This window comes from Tolypothrix sp. FACHB-123, from assembly GCF_014697075.1.
Lineage (GTDB): Bacteria > Cyanobacteriota > Cyanobacteriia > Cyanobacteriales > Nostocaceae > Aulosira.
In genome coordinates this window covers 115,874-136,095 of the sequence record NZ_JACJRE010000017.1, presented here as the reverse complement: position 1 = coordinate 136,095, position 20,222 = coordinate 115,874, and the positions used below count along the sequence as shown (strand labels likewise).

At 36.0% G+C, this 20,222-nt stretch carries 20 protein-coding genes; 4 read left to right on the top strand and 16 right to left on the bottom strand.

Annotated features, from left to right (window positions below):
• A partial coding sequence (locus tag H6G41_RS13925) for a transposase (RefSeq protein ID WP_190746767.1) occupies nucleotides 1-311 on the top strand: 311 nt, incomplete at its 5' end.
• Between the two features lie 164 nt (nucleotides 312-475).
• On the opposite strand, the gene H6G41_RS13920 is transcribed toward H6G41_RS13925, so the two are convergent.
• The gene (locus tag H6G41_RS13920; protein ID WP_190746766.1) at nucleotides 476-1,594 is read right to left on the bottom strand and encodes a substrate-binding domain-containing protein; all 1,119 of its coding nucleotides are present in this window, start codon (nucleotides 1,592-1,594) and stop codon (nucleotides 476-478) included.
• Between the two features lie 251 nt (nucleotides 1,595-1,845).
• Here H6G41_RS13920 and H6G41_RS13915 point away from each other — a divergent pair, with 251 nt between their 5' ends.
• Nucleotides 1,846-3,114, top strand: coding sequence for a serine/threonine-protein kinase (locus tag H6G41_RS13915; RefSeq protein ID WP_190746765.1), 1,269 nt, complete (start codon nucleotides 1,846-1,848; stop codon nucleotides 3,112-3,114).
• 7 nt (nucleotides 3,115-3,121) lie between these two features.
• On the opposite strand, the gene H6G41_RS13910 is transcribed toward H6G41_RS13915, so the two are convergent.
• Together H6G41_RS13910 and crtR are read right to left on the bottom strand one after the other, a co-directional pair.
• Nucleotides 3,122-3,304, bottom strand: a complete 183-nt coding sequence (locus H6G41_RS13910) for a hypothetical protein (RefSeq protein ID WP_190746764.1) — start codon at nucleotides 3,302-3,304, stop codon at nucleotides 3,122-3,124.
• A gap of 166 nt (nucleotides 3,305-3,470) precedes the next feature.
• A complete protein-coding gene (gene crtR / locus H6G41_RS13905) occupies nucleotides 3,471-4,370 on the bottom strand; it encodes a beta-carotene hydroxylase (protein ID WP_190746763.1) in 900 nt (299 codons plus the stop codon).
• A gap of 493 nt (nucleotides 4,371-4,863) precedes the next feature.
• On the opposite strand from crtR, the gene pyk reads away from it, so the two are divergent.
• Nucleotides 4,864-6,630 (top strand): pyruvate kinase, encoded by a 1,767-nt coding sequence (gene pyk, locus H6G41_RS13900; protein WP_190746762.1) that lies wholly within the window; start codon nucleotides 4,864-4,866, stop codon nucleotides 6,628-6,630.
• 220 nt (nucleotides 6,631-6,850) lie between these two features.
• On the opposite strand, the gene H6G41_RS13895 is transcribed toward pyk, so the two are convergent.
• From H6G41_RS13895 to H6G41_RS13835, 13 genes are all read right to left on the bottom strand, one after another.
• Nucleotides 6,851-7,144: a hypothetical protein gene (locus H6G41_RS13895; protein ID WP_242037922.1), complete on the bottom strand. Its 294-nt coding sequence runs from the start codon at nucleotides 7,142-7,144 to the stop codon at nucleotides 6,851-6,853.
• A 152-nt stretch (nucleotides 7,145-7,296) separates the two neighbouring features.
• Complete coding sequence (locus H6G41_RS13890; RefSeq protein WP_190746760.1) at nucleotides 7,297-7,692, bottom strand: hypothetical protein; 396 nt, start codon at nucleotides 7,690-7,692, stop codon at nucleotides 7,297-7,299.
• 60 nt (nucleotides 7,693-7,752) lie between these two features.
• Nucleotides 7,753-8,823 carry a glycosyltransferase family 1 protein gene (locus H6G41_RS13885; RefSeq protein WP_190746759.1) on the bottom strand — a complete coding sequence of 357 codons (1,071 nt, stop codon included), beginning with the start codon at nucleotides 8,821-8,823 and terminating at the stop codon, nucleotides 7,753-7,755.
• 30 nt (nucleotides 8,824-8,853) lie between these two features.
• Nucleotides 8,854-9,771 carry a glycosyltransferase family 2 protein gene (locus H6G41_RS13880; protein WP_190746758.1) on the bottom strand — a complete coding sequence of 306 codons (918 nt, stop codon included), beginning with the start codon at nucleotides 9,769-9,771 and terminating at the stop codon, nucleotides 8,854-8,856.
• A 20-nt stretch (nucleotides 9,772-9,791) separates the two neighbouring features.
• The gene (locus tag H6G41_RS13875; RefSeq protein WP_190746757.1) at nucleotides 9,792-10,784 is read right to left on the bottom strand and encodes a glycosyltransferase; all 993 of its coding nucleotides are present in this window, start codon (nucleotides 10,782-10,784) and stop codon (nucleotides 9,792-9,794) included.
• A gap of 248 nt (nucleotides 10,785-11,032) precedes the next feature.
• Nucleotides 11,033-12,376 (bottom strand): glycosyltransferase, encoded by a 1,344-nt coding sequence (locus H6G41_RS13870; protein WP_190746756.1) that lies wholly within the window; start codon nucleotides 12,374-12,376, stop codon nucleotides 11,033-11,035.
• Between the two features lie 213 nt (nucleotides 12,377-12,589).
• Nucleotides 12,590-13,666, bottom strand: a complete 1,077-nt coding sequence (locus tag H6G41_RS13865) for a glycosyltransferase family 2 protein (RefSeq protein ID WP_190746755.1) — start codon at nucleotides 13,664-13,666, stop codon at nucleotides 12,590-12,592.
• On the bottom strand, nucleotides 13,667-14,770 hold the full coding sequence (locus tag H6G41_RS13860) for a DegT/DnrJ/EryC1/StrS aminotransferase family protein (RefSeq protein WP_190746754.1): 1,104 nt from the start codon (nucleotides 14,768-14,770) through the stop codon (nucleotides 13,667-13,669).
• The gene (locus tag H6G41_RS13855) at nucleotides 14,767-15,177 is read right to left on the bottom strand and encodes an FdtA/QdtA family cupin domain-containing protein (RefSeq protein ID WP_190746753.1); all 411 of its coding nucleotides are present in this window, start codon (nucleotides 15,175-15,177) and stop codon (nucleotides 14,767-14,769) included. Before H6G41_RS13855 ends, H6G41_RS13860 begins: the two co-directional genes overlap by 4 nt.
• Nucleotides 15,178-15,300: 123 nt before the next feature.
• The gene (locus H6G41_RS13850) at nucleotides 15,301-16,440 is read right to left on the bottom strand and encodes an acyltransferase (RefSeq protein ID WP_190746752.1); all 1,140 of its coding nucleotides are present in this window, start codon (nucleotides 16,438-16,440) and stop codon (nucleotides 15,301-15,303) included.
• Nucleotides 16,437-17,165, bottom strand: coding sequence for an N-acetyltransferase (locus H6G41_RS35755; protein ID WP_190746751.1), 729 nt, complete (start codon nucleotides 17,163-17,165; stop codon nucleotides 16,437-16,439). The genes H6G41_RS13850 and H6G41_RS35755 overlap by 4 nt, the downstream gene beginning before the upstream one ends.
• Nucleotides 17,166-17,187: 22 nt before the next feature.
• Nucleotides 17,188-18,585 carry an ABC transporter ATP-binding protein gene (locus H6G41_RS13840; protein ID WP_190746750.1) on the bottom strand — a complete coding sequence of 466 codons (1,398 nt, stop codon included), beginning with the start codon at nucleotides 18,583-18,585 and terminating at the stop codon, nucleotides 17,188-17,190.
• A 135-nt stretch (nucleotides 18,586-18,720) separates the two neighbouring features.
• The gene (locus H6G41_RS13835) at nucleotides 18,721-19,554 is read right to left on the bottom strand and encodes an ABC transporter permease (protein ID WP_199316161.1); all 834 of its coding nucleotides are present in this window, start codon (nucleotides 19,552-19,554) and stop codon (nucleotides 18,721-18,723) included.
• A 404-nt stretch (nucleotides 19,555-19,958) separates the two neighbouring features.
• Between H6G41_RS13835 and H6G41_RS13830 the strand changes: the two genes are divergently transcribed.
• Nucleotides 19,959-20,153, top strand: a complete 195-nt coding sequence (locus tag H6G41_RS13830) for a DUF2862 domain-containing protein (protein WP_190746749.1) — start codon at nucleotides 19,959-19,961, stop codon at nucleotides 20,151-20,153.
• The last annotated feature ends 69 nt before the right edge of the window (nucleotides 20,154-20,222 follow it).

The following is a 20,222-nucleotide window of genomic DNA, read 5'->3' as shown; positions in this document are numbered from 1 at the left end:
CTATTCTGAAAGTAATGCATGAACTAAAAGAAAAAATTAGAGCAATCTTTAATAAGACTAAGGATTGGTATACGGGAGTATTTAAACTAGGTATGTGGCTATCGAGGGCTAAAAAATATTTCCCAAATAGCAATAATACTATTATTCGTTGGTTTGATGAAATTATTGCTTATTTTGATAATGGGACAACTAGTGGTGCTGTAGAAGGTATCAATAACAAGCTCAAGCTAATAAAACGCTCGGCTTATGGATTTAGAAACTTTGAAAACTTCCGAATTAGATGCTTGTTAAACTGGCATTTTGATTGTTAGTTTAGCATAACAAGTACTAAAGAACCATTAAAATCCTGCTATTACTACCTCTACCTAGAGTGTTATCAGCGAAAGTACTATGCTTTTATCTTTATTTATATGATTTTCTCATGAATAGCTAGCTTGAAAAAGGCAGAGATTGGAAGAGAAGAAAATTTTTTATCCTAGTCCATTCGCTTGACATGTCCTCTAGCCAATGGTTCCTGACTTCTTTCGGGAATTAACCCAGCTTGCTCAATCGCCTGTTGTCCCTGATCGGTTGCTAAAAGTCTCAGATAAGCTTCACCAACTTGTTGTTCCTTACCCTGGTTGTGCTTAATCACTACAAATAATTTAGAAGTCATGGGGTAAGTACCATTTTTGATGGCTTCTGTATTCAGCTGATTGCGTTTTTGGGGACAATCATTTGCTGGTACAAAAGGTTCGCGGTAGGGGGGAATTAGTTGTGTGCTAGTTACGCCTAGAGGTAGAGGTTTGACTGAACATTGATGCACTACTCCTCTGGCTGAAGCGTAATATACTCCCCCAGGAGTTTGGTTTAGCCGGCGTAGTGCTTCTGTTGTTGAGTAAACATACTGCACATTAGAACTAAGGGACTGCTTATCTAAAACTTGTTTACCAAATCTTAGTACCACATCAGCATTTTCTGGATGTTGGGAAAAGGGAGTAATAGGAATATTCTCACCGCCTACCTGCTTCCAGTTAGTAATTTTTCCTGAATAAATTTGTTGCAATTGATCGACAGTCAAGCCAGAAACTTTGAGTGCAGGGTTGACTACTACTGCTACTCCATCAATTCCCACTTGACGTTCTTCTAAAACAAAACCTCGCTGTTGCGCTAGGTTTTTTTCTTCATCTGTGAGGGGACGAGAAGATTGAGTAAAATCTAATTTTCCATCAAGTAACATCCGAATACCAGAGCCAGAACCAGGGCTAGCGTTAGTCGGATTGACGTAACGCAACTGTAACTCTGGACGTAGTACCTGGATTTGCGAATCTACTAGTTGTCGGATTGGTGCCCAGGCTGTACTACCACCGTAGTTAAATGAACCTATGGGAAGATTTTTTACAGTATTAAAGCTAGAAGCAGTAAGGGCTGAGGTAGTTACTTTATCGCGATTTGTAGAAGACAAAGCACCGTTATCGACTTGTAGGCGTGGTCTCAGCCATAACCAAAGTCCACCAATGATTGCAACTGTCACAAGTTCGCCAATAATTAGACCTCTGATCATTTGTACAGCGTCTTGGCTGAGGGGAACACGTTTCCTGCTATCATTAGTCATCTTCTGTGTCTTCCTGTAATATGAGTGAGTGTTCAGTAAGATAGAATCAAGAAACAGGTTAATCTTTGAAGCAAGTGCTTATTTAATTTATTCTCTAATTTTCTGAGAGATACTGAATGTAATCTTCATCAAGATTAGATAATACTTCCGCTAAATTACGGTTAACTTCTTGAATAAAACTTTATATTTATGATTATTCAAAAGATTTTTAAGTAAGATTACTTAATGACAGCCTTCACAAAAACCGTAACATGTTAAGCAGCAAGTTACTAGGCGATCGCTACCAGGTTGTTGAAGTTTTGAGCCAAGGAGCATTTTGTCAAACCTACAAGGCCCAAGACACTTACTTTCCCCATCATCCCAACCGTGTTGTTAAACATTTTTTACCTAGTAGTAAATATTCGATTCCCCTAGAAATACGCAGACGGCTGTTTACTAGAGAAGTAGACGCACTGAAAAAACTCAGTAACTATGACCTAGTACCTAATCTTTTAGCTAATTTTGAAGAAAACCTTGAGTTTTATTTAGTACAAGAATTTATCGAAGGACATCCGCTGAGTAGAGAACTAACACCAGGAAAATGCTGGTCAGAAACTCAAGTTTTTCAGATGTTGTATGAGGTATTGACTATCCTCAATTTTGTGCACAGTCATGGGCTAATTCATCGAGATGTTAAACCGCACAATATCATTAGACGCCAGCAAGATAATCGCTTAGTTTTAATAGATTTTGGTGCTGTTAAGCCAATTTGGAATCACTTAATTAGAGGTCAAGATAAAACAGCTATTATTACACCTATTGAACAATACACTACCATTGCGATCGGTACACCAGGCTATATGCCTAACGAGCAACAGCGAGGTAAACCACGCCTTAATAGCGATATTTATGCTCTGGGTATGATTGGTATTCAAGCATTAACAGGAATACACCCAACACAATTATCAGAAAATTCACATACAGGTGAAATTATTTGGCTACACTTAGCACAAGTTAGTAGTGGATTAGCCGCAGTACTCAATAAAATGGTACGCTACCACTTTCAAGACCGATATAAATCGGCCAAAGAAGCATTAGATGCATTACTAGAACTAAATAATTTCTATTCCCTCAAGGAAGATTCGGCTTTATTTTCTGAGTCAATCAAACTGGAATTAAAAAAACAAATACCTTTAACTAAAGAAGATTCTAACCTAGCTTATCCAGATCAAAAATCAGCATCTTTAGATAAAGAAAGTAGAGATATTATTCTCTCAGAAACTCTGTTACCACCAACTAAAATTTACCAGCCAATAGATGATTTTCCAGATGCTTCATTGGTGCAAAATCATCATAGTAGCCAAACAGAAAATACTACTGTTTCTGCTGCTGCAAAACCATCTGCTTTACTCATTGGTTTAGCAGTAGGTGTCTTTTCCGGGTTAGTTTTAATGATTGTTAGTTACTGGTCTGTACAAATAGTAGCTCCTGCTCCGCAAATTCAAGATTTGCGATTACAATTACCAAAGGAATCGCGTTGAACTGTAATTATAATTGCCTTTGTTGAGACGCTGACGGCTGAGGATCAGGCTGCACACTATCTCTATGAATCAAGAACGCTACAATCCCAACGACAACAAAGTTAGTAATTAGCAACCCCAAAGCAGTCCAGATCCAAATTTTGGTTTTTGGGCGTTCTGCTAATTCGCTTGGGTAGGGTTCGCGGTTCATGGGTTTTCTCCACAACAACCTCATCGATAATTATTTATTGTATCCCTACTGGAAAAAGAAAATAAATAGCAGTAAAGTCAGCCAATAGAAAGAAAGCTATTAACCAGGTTAATGGTTAATAGCAAGCTCAAAGATGAATTAATTTGAGTTTTTTGGCAACTTTTGGTTAATTTTCAGTTTGTTTATGGTGATGAAACCTAATGCCTAGAAATATGTCGTAAACAAACTCAAAGAAATCTTTCTTTTGCAATAATCCTGAAGTTTGATAACAGCCTTTTTCATCTAACAGAGGTTTCATCAAATGGTAGGTAGGTTGGTAGTTATACCAGGGAATGGAAGGCCACAAATGATGAATTAGGTGATAATTCTGCCCCAAAATCAGGATATTGAGAATGGGGTTAGGGTAGACGCGAGCATTTTTCCAGCGATCGCGCTCGACAAATGGACGATGGGGTAGATAATCAAAAAATAATCCCAGTGCTATGCCCACAATAAAGGCTGGTATAAACCAAAAATTGAGAACATAGCCTAAAAAGTGATACTGAACGGAAATATAAACAATTGTAACGACTATTAAACGGCTGATGAACCATTCTAGTAGTTCATATTTACGCCACAGTTGCCGCTGAAAGAAAAATACTTCATGATACAAAAACCTAACGGCAATCAGCCACAGCGGCCCGCCTGTGGAGACATAATGATCTGGGTCATCTTTGGGATGATTCACATGAGCGTGATGCTGTAAATGGACGCGCGTAAATACTGGAAAAGCAAAAGCCAGTATGAGCGCACTACCATGTCCTAACATCGCATTAACGATGCGATTGCGATGGGCTGCTTGATGACAAGCATCATGAATTACTGTCCCTGAACAATGCAAAGCTAAGGTATTAATAATAAAGCATAGCCAATGCGGCCATTCCCACAGCCAGTAACCAAAGTTAGACAACACAAGCATGGTGATTGCGACAAAAAACAGCAGCATTGTCGGATTAAAGTCACCTGGAGGCGCTAAAAATTCCTTAGGTGGGATTGTCAGTGGCTTCTTTGCCTCCGACGTGAGCATTATGAACTCCTTACGCTATCAAATATTACGAATATACGATAAATATTAGTAAATGATAAACTTTTATAAATTTTTGTATCGCAAGCTGTCTCAGCATTATTGTCAATGGTGTAGATAAATCAAGCTATGATTGCCAACGAGACTTGAGTATTTGTTAGGAGTAGGAGTTTAACAATACCTGAGAATGGCAAAGTCAGGCGATCGCCTCAGGGATTGATGGAACCAACTATGGTGTACGATAACAAGTCTATCCCACTGCTTTGTAGCCCTAATACAGCTTGGCATAATGAATATATTATTCAATGACTGCGATTCTAGGGGAAAATCCTTAGACATTAGCTCCTAGTTCCTAATCTTGAGTCTTCTACCCAGCTGTACTAGCCTTTATTCCCCTTTGTCGCTGCTGTCATCTTGATTGATATAGCAAGTGACGGAAATAAAACTGCTGCTTAATTTACGATGGTTTCCTAGATAGATCCTAGAATCAGCCCCTATGCAATTAAGAGATTCTCTACGCCGCACAAAAATTGTTGCTACGATTGGGCCTGCCACTAGCAGTCCAGAAATGCTCAAAGCGATTATTGAAGCGGGTGCAACGACACTAAGGCTAAACTTCTCCCACGGAAGTCATGATGACCATCAACGTAATATCCGCTTAATTCGGCAAACCGCTTTTGAACTAAATCAGCCAGTGGCAATTCTCCAAGATTTACAAGGGCCAAAAATTCGCTTGGGGCGGTTTGAAAATGGGTCTATAGTTTTAGTAAAAGGCGATCGCTTTACTTTAACTAATCGCCCAATTATCGGTACACAAGAAATTAGCTGTGTCACCTACGACTACTTAGCTGAAGAAGTCCCCGTTGGTGCCAAAATTCTCCTCGATGATGGACGAGTAGAAATGCTAGTCGAGGAAATTAACCGCGATAAAGGCGATCTGCATTGTCGTGTAACGGTAGCGGGTAAACTTTCTAACAATAAAGGTGTTAACTTCCCTGGAGTTTACCTTTCTATTAAAGCTATGACCGACAAAGACCGCGAGGATCTGATGTTTGGTCTAGATCAGGGCGTAGACTGGGTAGCGTTGTCCTTCGTGCGCAATCCCCAGGACATCATGGAAATTAAAGAGTTAATTTCTAGCACAGGTAAGAATGTACCGGTAGTTGCCAAAATCGAAAAACACGAAGCCATTGAACAAATGGAAGCCGTTTTGGCTTTGTGTGATGGTGTCATGGTGGCTAGAGGCGATTTAGGGGTTGAATTACCAGCAGAAGACGTACCTGTACTGCAAAAACGACTAATTGCTACAGCCAATCGCTTGGGGATTCCTATCATCACTGCTACGCAAATGTTAGACAGCATGGTGAGTAACCCCCGTCCCACTCGCGCCGAAGTATCGGATGTGGCAAACGCGATTTTGGATGGTACAGATGCTGTCATGCTTTCCAATGAAACAGCTGTAGGTAGTTACCCGGTAGAAGCTGTAGCAACGATGGCGAGAATTGCCGAACGGATTGAACAAGAGGAACGGCAAAACGCTAATCGTTTAATGAGGGATACTAGACGTTCCATTCCTAACGCCATTAGTCAAGCTGTCGGACAAATTGCTGAACAGCTAGGTGCGGCGGCTATTATGACCTTAACCCAAACTGGCGCAACTGCCCGGAATGTCTCTAAGTTCCGTCCCCAAACACCGATTTTGGCAATTACACCCCATGTCAACGTTGCGCGACAGTTGCAAATGGTGTGGGGAGTCAAGCCACTATTAGTTTTAGAATTACCTTCAGCTGGTCAAACTTTTCAAGCTGCGATTAATGTCGCTCAGGAAAATAAACTATTAACAGAAGGTGATTTAGTGGTGATGACAGCCGGTACACTCCAAGGAGTTTCCGGTTCCACAGATTTAATTAAAGTTGAAGTGGTAACGGCGATTCTCGGTCAGGGAATTGGACTAGGACAAGGTTGTGTTAGCGGTCGCGCCAGAGTCGCCCATACAGGAATGGATGCAAGCAACTTTAATCCTGGAGATATATTAGTTGCTCCTCGTACCTCTGCTGATTTTGTCGATGCAATTCGCAAAGCATCCGGGATTATTACAGAAGACGAAAGCCTTACCTGTCATGCAGCAATTATTGGTTTGCGTCTTGGCGTTCCAGTAATTGTGGGCGTGAAGAAAGCAACACAAGTAATTAGAGATGGAGCAATTTTAACTTTGGATATGCAACGGGGTTTAATTTACTCTGGTGCTGTGGGAACACCTTAGAAAATTCGTAATTCGTAATTCGTAATTCGTAATTCGTAATTATGAAATTAGGGAAAAATTTCTCATCTGATTGATTGTCCAAGTGGACTTATTTACAAATCTGGCGATGGCGAAATTGGTAGTTGATTGAAGCGAAAGTTAAAACTCCATCTTCATCGTCAGATTTACTAGATAACTGTTCTAGATTGTGCAAAAATTACGTTTATAGGCTGATATCCCTCTAGAGTTTCGCTTCGGTAAAGCGGCTTAAATGTTTCACGTTAGTAGTAGCGATCGCAACATAACGACCGGGAAATTCTTCTTTTAACATTTGCCAGTGGCTACAAATAATTATATCCACATCAAGACTTTTGTTATCTGCTGTAGGAATACCTTGACTACGAGCAGTCGCCCAAAGCACAGATGCTTTTTTCAGTAATTCTGAAGTTATGGGTAAGAAAGAGATCATTTCTTGTAGCTGATCTAAATTGGCAATGTGATTGAAAGAAAGTTTTAGCTGAGATTCCAGTATCATACTTCTTCTCACCTCAAAATCACATATTTGAGAAGAACAAACATATACACCTTTTGCAAGTAATCTATAAATCCATTCCCAACAGTCGCGCACTTCGCCAAGCTTATTGGGGTTGGCAAGAATTCCTAACACACTGGAGTCAATAAAAACTATCATAATTCTGAATATAGCTTCTGTCCCTCTGGTCTTTCAGCATCGACTCTTTGTTTAAACCTTTCAAAAAATTCCTGTCTTTCCATCGCTTCTGAATCAGATATATTATTGTAATATTCCATTTGTTTAGCGAACCATTCCATAGCGCGTTGATTTTTCCGAATTTGTTCTTCTTTATCCCATCCTGATTGATGATTGCTAACTGTATTGTCTTTATCTATTTGCAACAGTTTTTTTACAGCCTGAGCATCCAATGATTCTAAATTAATAGGATGGGGATATCCTTCTAAAATCAATTGATAACTACTATCGCCATTATCGCTAACTGGAAGCAGTGCAATAAAACGAGTAATATTCAAGATTTTGCCACTAGGTAGTTCGATTGATGTAGTCATATAGCAGATTTTGAAGATTTACAGATTAATTTTACCAAGTTCTCTATTCCTCATTTGCGACTACAAATAGCGAGATAAGACTTCAGCAGTGGCTTTTCCGGTTTTTTCCCAGCTAAATTCCTTGGCTCTAGCGATTCCTTGAACCGAAAGACGCGATCGCAATCCTGAATCATTAGCGATCGCCTGCATAGCATCTGTAATCTGCCCTGTATCATAAGGATTGATGAGAATCGCCGCATCGCCAGCTACCTCTGGAAGCGAGGAGATATTAGAAGTAATTACAGGAGTACCACAAGCCATTGCTTCTAAGACAGGTAAACCGAAACCTTCCCAGAGACTAGGAAAAACGAGTGCGATCGCACTATTTATAATCTTTGATAATTCGCTGTATGCGATATAATCCAGAAATTTCACTTGATTAGCAATACCCAATTCCTCAACTTGTGCTTGTAAAGTTGGAGTATAACGCTTATCTGATGGGCCAGCTAACCAAAGTTCGTAATTACTATTATTAGGTAAATTTGCAAATGCCGCAATTAAACGGGCAGCATTTTTGTGAGGATTATGTCTTCCTAAATAAAGAAAATAGTTTTGCTTTGGTAAATTTAAATCCAAAAAATTATTGCTGTCATACGCCAACGGAATCGGCGTAATTTTATCTTCAGAAACCCCTAAAAAACTAATCAAATCTTGAGCCGTAGTTATTGAATTACATATTATATGCTCTGATTGTTGACTAACAGCAGCAATATAATAATTGCAATAAATCCTTTGACTTAGCGAAAAGTATTGTGGAAACCTTAAAGGAATTAAATCATGCGCAGTAATAATATAAGAACAGTTAGAAAATAACGGCGCTTCAGGAATAGGAGAAAATAAAAGTGTAGATTTAAGCCTTTGATAAAACTTTGGCAAATAAAATTGTGTCCAAAGCAAGCGTTTAAAATGACCTTTTATCCCAAACTCAGTAGTAATATTACTAGGAGATTTATAACATTTTATCTCTGCAATCTCAATTGGACTTAATACATTTATCTCTAAATTTTTTAATGCTGGTAATAAATTAAGACTATAACTTAACCAACCAGTTGGTTGCGTTGGAGCAAACGATAAATTAGCTAGTATGGGCATAAATTAGACATAAAAATTTAAACAGAAGCTTTACTGAGTTCCTGAATTTGGAACAGTAGGTTTTTTGAATTGAAATAACAATATAATAATTTCCCAACAATTAGGATTAGCTGTAGCAATCCAATCTTTAAAAAATTTAGTAAAAAGATACAATCGCAATAGTATTTGTTCCCAAATAGGGCGATGTTTTTGATAATAGTAAAGTTGGCTGCGTCTGTATTCAATAGACATAGCATTTGCAGACTTCTGCACAGAGTAACCTTTCAAATGAATTAAAGATACATGAGGCGTGTAGATTATTTTATATCCTTGATTTTGCGCTCTTTGGCATAAATCGGATTCTTCAAAATACATAAAAAAGTTTTCATCAAATCCACCTAAAGTATGGAATAGACTAGCACGAATAAAAAAAGCAGCACCCACCACAATATCTACTTCTTGAATTTCTTGGAATTTCTGCTCAAGTAAGTTTAGATGAGCAGTATTTTGCGCAGCTTGATGCAGTTTACGCGCTTGATATTCGCCTTTAATTCCTATTGATGGGGAAACCGAAATTTGCAAACTTCCATCTAGATTTAATAATTTTGTCCCAATAATTCCTACTTTTGGATTTGCATACATCAACTCAAGCAAATGTGGTAATATATCACTTTTAAGGATTGTATCAGTATTTAGTAAAAACAGAAATTCTCCATTTGCTACTTTAGCGCCAGCGTTATTACCTGCACCAAAACCACGGTTTTGTGATTGTCTAATTAAACGGATATGAGGATATTTATCAGCAACTAATTCTGGACTACCATCACTAGAGTTATTATCTACAATAATAATTTCGTAATTAGGTATATTAATAAATTTATTTATAGAATTTAGGCAATCCGGTAAAACATCTATGCCATTATAATTTACTAAAATAATCGATACTGAAGTCTGATGCTGATAGTTCATATTTTGTTGACATTCTTATTTTAATCTTGGAACAAATTCTTAAATAAATATTTTTGAATTTGCTGAATATCAAATATTATCTTAAAAATTAAAATTCGCACTGCTATACCTTCAGCACCATAACCTTTTTGCCAACTTTTATATAGCAGTTGGAGAATACCTAAACCAAAATCTAACCGTTGATCGTCAAAAGGATTAAACCATTCAGAACCTAATTTTTCTGTGAATCGGTGATAAAATGCTTGGCTTAATTTACTGTGTATTAAATAGCTTTTACCCCTAATTCGATACTTTTTCGCTATCCATAATAATAATTCATTGTTTATTTTACCTGCATTTTGAATTGCTCCTACTGTATTTGAGTTGTGTAACCTATAGCGAATTAAAGGTTGGCGAATATGAATTATTTTACCCATTTGCATTGCCACTACTGCTACCCACCAATCATGATGCCAACCAACGTCATCTTGATAGGGAAAAGGTAAAATTTTAGGGAGAAGCGAACTACAAAATAATAAAGAGCATCCAGTGACAACATTACGAAGTAGTAATAATTCTATCGTAGCGGCTTCGGGTTTACGTCCTTCAAAATCCCATGTAGAAAGATGTATAGTTTGATCGTGACTGTCGATGAGTTGCAAATCTGAATGAACTAGAATAGCTTGTTCAGAACGTAGTTTTTTTAGCGAAATTTCTAATTTATCTGCTTCCCAAATATCATCTTGATCGCAGAAGCTAAATGCTGTAATTGTGGTATCTTGAGCGCAGTATTGCAAACCGCGCTCGAAATTATAGTAGTGTTTGAGATTGCGATCGTGGAAATGACAAATAAAACGTGAATCATCTCCAATAATTTTTTTGATGGCTGCTTGAGATTCCGGCGCAGAGCAGTCATCAACAATATGACAAATCCAGTTTTGCCAAGTTTGATTTTGCAGAGAATCAATCTGTTTTTGAAAAAATTCAATTGGCGGATTGTAGGTCGCTAAAATAATACCAACTTTTTCTATCACTTTTCATTTATATAATAATTTTAAATTATTACTCACAAGCCTTAAAATAATTTATACTAATAATTTACCCCAAAGATTTACAGTGAGAGTTTGATTTAATTAGCCAGTGCGATCGCCTAAATTAACAGAGTAATATCTATTTACCATATCGTCATTGGCTATATCAGCCTACTTTCATAACAAATACAGCATAGAAGAGAGGTAAGCCTATAAGCATCACCCCTCATGCCTTGATATATTAAATACTACTAACGTAATATTTTTAACCTTAGTGCGTTCAGCCTGACAAATTCCCAAGTTTTGGGAAACTTCTTCTTGATTGCACGTAAGTAGTGCTTTCTTTCTGAGAGAGACATTGGCTGAAACAAAGGAGAAGAAATTATTTCTATTGCACCTTTTTTAGATTCTGACAACACACAATCTTGTCCTAAGGACTTTGAAATTCCTTCTTCTATTCTAGTTTTTAAACTGTGATATTTTTCCACCTTTAAATGAGCAGATGCAGTAACTGTCTCTCTAGCTACATCATTATTTAAGTAAAAGTCAAACTTATCTATTAAATCTTTTTCATTTTCAAAACAAACAAAATCAATATCTTCTTTAAATCCTATTCTTTCTAGAGCATTCTTAGATGTTTTCTCTGTGATAAGTAATGTTTTACAAGCCATTAAATCAAATACACGAATTGGTAAAGAGTGATTTGATGCTTGATGATGCAGAATGTTTATGCCTATTTTCGAGATATTATATAGCGCTGCTAAATCTTGTGCAGTTTTTATGGGACTGTATTGATACTTATTCAGAAGACTACTTTGACAAATACTTAAATATTTAATCCATAAATAATTAGGCTCTCCATAGATTTTAATATTAAACCTATTTAAAGCACTCATAAATCTAATTCTTTTTTCGATTGAAAGTTGATCGTCAAATATCATCTGCCAAATTTCTTTGGATTTTTCCGCATATCTTTGATAGCCTTTATCTTTTAAAGCTTGCTTAATATCAAAAATATAATTCTGTTTATGAGACTCAAATACCTGAAGAAAAGCTTCCCTAGCTTCTACATCATTAGCAATCTCATTCAATGTCTCTACAAAAGATTCATTAGAAAATGCTGTCCCTACCAGACAACCATCAATTGTTCTTTCCTGATTGTCGGGTTTAAAAACATTAGTGTTAGTAGCAAAAGGTGAAAATACTATTTGACTTTTATCAACTTTGTAGCGATTACAAAAGTTTTCAGCATATTCTTCTAAGCCAGTCAACCAAACAATATCTTTATTAGTAAATTGCAGGAGTTTGTCTGGTACTCTCTCGTAAGAATCTATAAACCAAGTAATGTAGATAGCCTCAGGAGAAATCACATCTATCAAAGATTTGACTAATCCTGCCCGATTCAGGGAAAATACAACATCAGGATTAAATTCTTGAACCTCATCTATTACCTTCCGAAAATTCTGGAAAAATTTAATTTCAGCACTATTATTATGTAAAAAGTGATTTGTAATAATTGCCTTAACTTGACTAGCATATAAAGACAAAGTTTCTAATACTTCTTTTCTAAAAGGATCAAACGATCCATCTTGCATATACGAATCTGAAAGAAAAAGAATTTTCATTGAAGTCAAAGATTAGGTTTAAGTGATTACAGTTGTGTGATTTTTAATTAGATAAAACTAATCAGGCTTAGAGATGCAAGAAGAAAAGATAATGAATCAAGCTGTAGTCTTTAATACTGCTGGCAAAATATTTCTCTTCAACAGCAGATTAAAACACAGGATAGATAACAAGCGAGTAAATAATTATTGCCATCCTAATTTTAATTTGAGTTTAACCAATAGTCTATAAAATTTCCAAAATTTACTACTTTCGATTGATGTAATAGCTAGACTATTTGTTAAGTCAATATTTTTGGTGATTTCATATAACTGTGGTAAACCAAAAGCATATTTTTCTTTAGCAACGGATAAAATATTATTATCTTGTAGCAAATGAAACAATTTCTCTACGCCGATACTACGGAAAAAAGTTAAATCGGTATTTAAATATAAAAATGCTTTTTCTAACTCATATTCGATGCCATCTTGAAAATCATCCCGTTGCAAATTCTGAGCAAATGCTTCTTTAAATAAGTCAATTGGTACTTTATCAAAAACATTTTTATATATTTGATATTTTTCAAAATAAGTACGTATAGAATTACTATCTGGATGGCTTAAATTTTGCCCATCGCTGCGAACTCTGTACTTGATTAACTTTTCTGTAAGTATAAAAATTTCATAGTGCTTGACTAACTTTATCCACATATCAAAATCTTGTAATTGAATTGATGATAGGTGAAATAAACCTGCTTTTAAAAGAACATCTTTTTCTATAAATGCAGTAACGCTACATAGATAGTTACCTTTAAAAAATAGGGTATTTAGCATTTCTGCTCTAGTTTTGTTCTGGTAGTTAAAGAAATTTTTAGCAAAATGGTTGCCAAGAATTAGATGACTATTATCATCAATAAAATCAACCCAAGAAAAAGCTATTTTTTGTCCGCTTGTCTCTAAATATTGATACTGCTTTTCTAAACGCTCAGGATAGCAGATATCATCTCCAGACATTAAAGCAATGTACTTTCCTTTGGCTGTTAATATACCGTTATTAACAGCCACACTGGGGCCTTGATTGTCTTGATGAATATAAACGATTCTCTTGTCTGACAAAAATAACTTAATGATTTTATCAGTGTTATCACTAGAACCATCATTAATGATAATCAATTCAAAATCTGTGAATGTTTGTTCTAAAACACTTTTAATTGCTTCAGCAATATACTTTTCATGATTATAGGTAGTCATCACAACACTAACTAAAGGTGTACTGACTGCCACTTAAAACACCTCCATAAAACTGTTAATTACTATCTGCACTTGTTCATCTGTCATGTGAAATGACATTGGTATACTCAACACTTCTTGAGACAGCTGCTCAGTAATGGGAAAACTACCTCTTTGCCAGTTGTTTACACTATATGCACCAGACAAATGAGGAGGAATTGGATAGTGAACCAGCGTACCAACACTGCATTGGCTTAAATGCTGTTCCAAAATCTTGCGTTGAGGATAACGCACAACAAATAAATGCCATACTGGTTCCGCCCAATCAGGTACAATTGGTAAAGTTAAGTTGGGACATTGGACGAGAGTTTTCAGGTATTGTTCCGCAACCTTCACACGCCGAGTATTCCATTGATCAAGTTTGCTTAATTTAACTCTTAAAAATGCTGCTTGTAGTTCATCTAATCGACTATTAAACCCTTGAATTTCATTTTCATATTTAATGCGGGAACCATAGTTACGCAATAAACGGACTTTATCTGCTAAATCAGCATTATTGGTTGTTACTGCTCCCCCATCACCAATCGCCCCAAGATTTTTAGTTGGGTAAAAACTAAAGCCAGCTGCATCCCCCAAGCTACCTACTCGTCGTCCTTTGTAACGTGCGCCATGACTTTGAGCAGCATCTTCTATGAGTTTGAGATTGTAGCGTGTAGCAATTTCAGATATTGCATCCATGTCAGCTGGTTGACCATACAGATGCACTGCCATAATAGCTTTTGTACGTTCTGTAATTGCGGCTTCAATCAATGAAGGATTGATATTATATGTATGCTCATCTGGTTCTACTGGTACTGGTGTTGCGCCTGCGTAAGAAATAGCTAACCAAGAAGCAATGTAAGTATTTGCTGGTACAATTACTTCATCACCATTGCCAATATCTAAGGCTCTCAGAATCAGATGTAAAGCTTCTAAACCATTGCCAACTCCAATGCAATATTTTGTTTGACAATAAGCAGCAAACTCTGCTTCAAATGCTGCTAATTCTTTACCTAAAATATACCAACCAGACTCCATAACCCGTCGGTAAGCGGCGTCCAATTCTTCTTTTAATTCTGCATATTGAGCATCAATATTAATAAATGGTACTTCAATCATATTTTTGTGCCTAAATTATCTAAAAATTCTTGATAATCTCTATAATAATCAGCTTCATCGTAGAAGTTAGAAGCCAAAACCATACAAACAGATCCAGATGAAAAATTGTCCAGTTCTCGCCAAATCATAGGGCAAATATATAGGCCATAATAAGAGCGATTAAGGTAAAAACGCTTTTTCTCAGTGCCGTCATCTAAAAGAACATCAAAACTACCTGACATAGCAATAATCAGTTGTTGTAATTCTTTATGGGCATGACCACCCCGTTCGGCACCACCAGGAACATCATATAAATAGTAAACCCGCTGAATATCAAATGGGATATGTTTGCCACCTTCTACAAAAGTCAAATTCCCCCGCGGATCTTTAATTTTAGGTAATTCAATAATTTTACATTTGTCAATCATATAAGTATTCTATTGATAAATATTTAATTTTAATAATTACAGGCATAAATGTCAAATAATACCTAATAAGCAGGAATTTAAATTTTGTTAAAAATATTTTTTGAATGATTAACTGTAAATCATTTAGATGGATCTAAGGATATTTTTAATTTTAGCAATTTCTAGGATCTTTTTTCGGCATGGGTCTTCTAAAAAAGAATAAACTAAATAAGATATAAATAAATTAACAATAATCAAGCTAATAGTTAAAATATAATGATTTGCCAAGCAGGGGATAATTGCAATTATCAATTTATGATTTTTTTCTACAAAAAATATTGGTATAGATTGCACCAAATAAAAAGAATAGCTAATTTTTCCCAATAGAATTAAAAACTTATTTGATAATATTTTATAAATGAATCCCTGGGATAGATGGGCACAATAGTAGATAATTAAAGCAAGTATAGGAATAACAAGAAAATTATGGCTTACATAGATTAAAGGTAAAGTTCTTGCAAATAAACTTAAATAAATGGCTAATAATAAATAGCAAGATACTAACTTAGTATTTATAGCTTTTGGGTGTTTATGTTGCTGAATTTTCTTGATAAAGAAAATAGCAACTATCATTCCTATAATACATTCTGGTAACCTATAAACTGGCAGAGCGTAAACTGCGGATGATAATGGCTTAGGCTCCAGAGGAGACATGAATATTAAGCCTGGTACAAGCGATAAAAAATATAAAATCCATAGCAGCTTTATTAATAATTTAGGTTTTAAATTTTTGATGAAAGAAAGGATGAAGGGGAATAATAGATAAAAAAACCATTCCACCGACAAAGACCAAGTACTGCCATGAATCCAATAGTTAAAAAGTGAGGGGAACCATGCTTGTAATAAGCATATATTTAAAATTACTATTATGATATATGTCAGAAAAATAACAATATCATGGCTTGTATGGGTTGGGCTTTGAGGGATAACAAACCAGGGTAAAGTTGCCAGACTAACTATTATATAAATTGGATAAATTCTGGCAAAGCGTTTAATTACAAAAGCTTGATATTCTTTTATAGGCTCTTTTTCAAAATAGTTATATGTCAAAATAAAGCCTGAGAGAATAAAAAAAATTGACATTCCCAATGGCCCTTGGGAAAGAATATTAGCAACAGGAACAGGCAAATTCAAGGGCCATCGCAATGTTATATGAAATAAGAAAACCCAGAATGCACTAATAAATCTCAGGCTGGTAAGTGGTAAGAGTTCCTGTTTAATCATTCTTCACTAAGAGTTTTAATCAAACGCGCTGGATTACCAGCTACCATTTTGCCTGCTGGCACATCTTTATTGACTACAGATGCAGCAGCAATCACAGAACCTTCACCAATATTGACGCCTGGAAGAATATTAGCACCTGCACCAATCGCTACTTTATTACTAATTTTCGGCCCTTGAATACGTTCTTCTTCATATCCTAATTTACCAATAGCGCGATCGTTAGTTGTCGAAACTAAAACACTAATAAATACATCTTCGCCTATTTCACAATTGCCTGTAATATGGCTGAGATCCATAATTTTTGTGCGGTTACCAATGCGAGTATTGTAATTTACTGTAACTCCCCTACTAAGAATACAGAATTCACCCACTTTAACTCCTTCCCGAATAGAAGCATTATCACCAATTAAAGTATTACGACCAATTTCTACATCATAATAAATTACGCAGTTTGGCCCAATTGAACAATTCTCATTTATGACTATTTTTTTCGCAAACTCTAATTTTCTTGAAGTTGCACCTGCTCCCTTTGGCTCTTTACCAATATAAGCTCCTGGAAATATCTCTACTCCATCACCAATAATGGTACCGGATTCTATAGTTACATGAGGATGAATAATAACATTATTTCCTATATGTACATCTGCGGCGATAACAACAAAGTTTTTAATTTCGGTATTGTTGCCAATAAATTGAGTTTTTACAACGGCGGTTTCACTAATCATAAAATATCTTTCCCTTGACAAATCAAGTATTTAATTGCTGGTATTTAATCTCGGCAGGAACATAAATTTTAGAGGCAAAACGATCTAAAGGATCTTCAGGTATATTAACCTGAAAAACTAGAGCATCATTGACCCAATCTAAAAAAATATGCTGTTGATTTAAGATAATTGGTCTTTCTACTGCAAATGTCAAGGTATAGATACCAGCATTGAGCATATTTTGAGACTTCATTTCTACTACATACACTTCTCCGGTGGAAACGGATGGCATATTAACTCTTTCAATAGATGTTACAGTTCCAATCAGATCAATGCCTTTGATATCTCTAATTAAATAGCCAAAACAAAAAGTAGGTAGCTCCTGCTCAAACCGAATTGAAGCCTGAATAGTAAAATCTTCTTTTAATTCAAGTTGTTCTGTAGGTTGATGTTGACTATTTAATAGCTTAATATCTAATATTCTGGCTCCACCTTCGCCATAGCGATGATTACCTTCAGCAAATTGAACTTCTTGGTCAATAGATACAAATATTTCTGAAATGACGGAATTGTCGGTAGCTCCACTAAATTGTGGTGTTCTTTGATTTGGGATAGTTTTTCCTATCTCAGTTTTACCTTTTTTATCTGCTAATAGTACTTTGAATTCTTGATTTATTTCACTGTGAATAATTCCCGTGTAAAGAGAGACTACATCTGAGGCTTTACCTATTTTTTGTAATTTTCCTTGTTCAAGAAACACACATCTTTGACATAAGCTTTTTACTGAACCGATATCATGACTAACAAATAAAACAGTTGTCCCTGCATTCATCATCTGCTGCATCTGCGCCATACATTTAGCTTGAAAGAACATATCGCCGACGGATAGCGCTTCATCAACGATGAGAATATCTGGTTCCACATGAATAGCTGAGGCAAAAGCTAACCTAACATACATCCCACTAGAATAAGTCTTGACAGGCTGGTCGATAAAATCTCCGATATCAGCAAAAGCAGCAATCTTATCAAAGCGTTCATTAACTTGTTCTTGTGAAAGACCAATGATTGCTCCATTCATGTAGACATTTTCTCGCCCTGTGAATTCAGGATTAAATCCTGCGCCTAATTCTAATAGTGCAGCAACAGTGCCATTGACTTGAATTTCTCCACTTGTTGGGGTCAAAGTACCACAAATCATTTGTAGGAGGGTAGATTTACCTGCGCCATTGCGACCAATGATACCCATTGTCTCGCCTTTCATGACTTCAAAAGATATATCTTGGAGTGCCCAAAACTCTTGAGCATAGCTTTTTCCTGGTAGCAAAATCTCTTTAAGTCTATCTACAGGACGGGCATATCGTTTATAACACTTTGAGATATTCTTCAAAGAAATAGCAATTTCTGTTTCCATATAGTAGTTATAAATAATTAAAACTTTCACAGTTTAATTTAATAAATATAAATTAGACTTGTGTTAGAAATTGATTGAGAAGTTAGTTAATACAGTTAATTAGTTGAATGTGGTGAATATAGCGCAATTTTTGGGAAATTTTTTTAGAGAATTGTGGGAATATTTTTACAATACATCGGCAAAGGCTGGACGCAACCGTTTATATACTAAAAATCCGCTTACAAACAGTATAGATGCAACTATTGAGGCTACTCCCCATTCGCCCCAATGTTTTACTTCCCCAGCTAAGATTAAATCACGATAAACTTCAGCGATCGCGGCAATGGGATTCAACCAAAATATCCAATTTCGCCATTGTTCGGGAATATTTGAGGCTGGATAAACAAGTGGAGTGATATAAAACCAAATATTTAAAACTACTCCTAATGTTTGAGGAATATCCCGCAAAAATACAGTTAGTCCTGCTGCTAAATAACCTAACCCGGCTGTTAATAATAACTGGGTTAACCAAACTAATGGTAATAATATCAAAGTAGTAGGTAAAGTATGGGAACTTAAGGCTACAAAGAAAATTAATGCCATTAAGCCCAAAGAACTTTCAATAAATGTGGAAAGAATTGGGACTATAGGTAATAAAGCTAAGGGGAAAACTACTTTTTTAACCAGGTTTGGTTGAGTAACTACTGAATTAGCAGATTGAAGTAATCCACCTGTAAATGCAATCCAAGGTAATAACCCAGCAAACAACCATAATCCAAAAGTAAAGTTGTTGTCAGGTAAACTTTTAAGAGTTATTTTGAGTTTTAAGACTATTGAGAATACATAGGTGTAAATTAGTAATTGTGAGATCTGATTTAATAAAGGCCATAAATTACCTAATACAGAACCTTTATATCGTGCTTCTAAATCCCGTCTCACCAAAGTTCTGAGTAAATCAAATTTCACCCATAATTTTTCGTCTACTGGTAGGATACGCCTGATTTTGCCAATATGACGCATCAATCTCTGGATTTTTCGTAGCAATTCCTGCGTCCTCTCTTGCTTAATAGTTACCTATTCAATTGATATTTATGAATCTAGTTAATTATGAAAGTTCCTATTGCATTTTAATAGCAATAACAAATTTAGAGACATATAGTGTCCTAATTAACTGAGTCATTATACTATCAATGAACTATAAAGCAAGTTGATAATTATCGGAAATCAAACTTGTGTGTTCGGCTCATTCGATAAATTAACTCAAATTATCGGGGTTAATCCGGAGCGATGTCTAGAAGCTGATAATCTGCTGTAAGGCCAAAGGCGATCGCATTTATGCACACATCCTCATTGCCCTAAATCTATTACAGATGAGGCACGGATTCAGTTAAACTGAGACTTGGTTTATTGCATTGTATCTAGGCATGGAAATCGGACAGAAGGTTAAGGTAGTTCGTTTGCGCGATCGCGTCTCTCCCCCAATTGTGAAAAGATTAGGAGAAGTTGGCACAGTTTTAGGCTACAAAGTCACCGATGGTAGCGGTGTGGGTGTAGTAATACAATTTGACGATAATTCATCTACTTGGTTTTTTGAAGATGAACTGAGAGTCGTACAGTAGGCGGAAGTTAAGAAGATTTGCCGAGTGCTAAGTTGGAATTGACAACAATCGGCGGTAAGGTGGAAATCA

Bases quoted from the DNA above. Each gene is read 5' to 3' on its own strand.
- H6G41_RS13920 (WP_190746766.1), bottom strand. From the start codon at position 1,594: ATGACTAATGATAGCAGGAAACGTGTTCCCCTCAGCCAAGACGCTGTA.
- H6G41_RS13915 (WP_190746765.1), top strand. From the start codon at position 1,846: ATGTTAAGCAGCAAGTTACTAGGCGATCGCTACCAGGTTGTTGAAGTT.
- H6G41_RS13910 (WP_190746764.1), bottom strand. From the start codon at position 3,304: ATGAACCGCGAACCCTACCCAAGCGAATTAGCAGAACGCCCAAAAACC.
- crtR (WP_190746763.1), bottom strand. From the start codon at position 4,370: ATGCTCACGTCGGAGGCAAAGAAGCCACTGACAATCCCACCTAAGGAA.
- pyk (WP_190746762.1), top strand. From the start codon at position 4,864: ATGCAATTAAGAGATTCTCTACGCCGCACAAAAATTGTTGCTACGATT.
- H6G41_RS13895 (WP_242037922.1), bottom strand. From the start codon at position 7,144: ATGATACTGGAATCTCAGCTAAAACTTTCTTTCAATCACATTGCCAAT.
- H6G41_RS13890 (WP_190746760.1), bottom strand. From the start codon at position 7,692: ATGACTACATCAATCGAACTACCTAGTGGCAAAATCTTGAATATTACT.
- H6G41_RS13885 (WP_190746759.1), bottom strand. From the start codon at position 8,823: ATGCCCATACTAGCTAATTTATCGTTTGCTCCAACGCAACCAACTGGT.
- H6G41_RS13880 (WP_190746758.1), bottom strand. From the start codon at position 9,771: ATGAACTATCAGCATCAGACTTCAGTATCGATTATTTTAGTAAATTAT.
- H6G41_RS13870 (WP_190746756.1), bottom strand. From the start codon at position 12,376: ATGCAAGATGGATCGTTTGATCCTTTTAGAAAAGAAGTATTAGAAACT.
- H6G41_RS13860 (WP_190746754.1), bottom strand. From the start codon at position 14,770: ATGATTGAAGTACCATTTATTAATATTGATGCTCAATATGCAGAATTA.
- H6G41_RS13855 (WP_190746753.1), bottom strand. From the start codon at position 15,177: ATGATTGACAAATGTAAAATTATTGAATTACCTAAAATTAAAGATCCG.
- H6G41_RS13850 (WP_190746752.1), bottom strand. From the start codon at position 16,440: ATGATTAAACAGGAACTCTTACCACTTACCAGCCTGAGATTTATTAGT.
- H6G41_RS35755 (WP_190746751.1), bottom strand. From the start codon at position 17,165: ATGATTAGTGAAACCGCCGTTGTAAAAACTCAATTTATTGGCAACAAT.
- H6G41_RS13835 (WP_199316161.1), bottom strand. From the start codon at position 19,554: ATGCGTCATATTGGCAAAATCAGGCGTATCCTACCAGTAGACGAAAAA.
- H6G41_RS13830 (WP_190746749.1), top strand. From the start codon at position 19,959: ATGGAAATCGGACAGAAGGTTAAGGTAGTTCGTTTGCGCGATCGCGTC.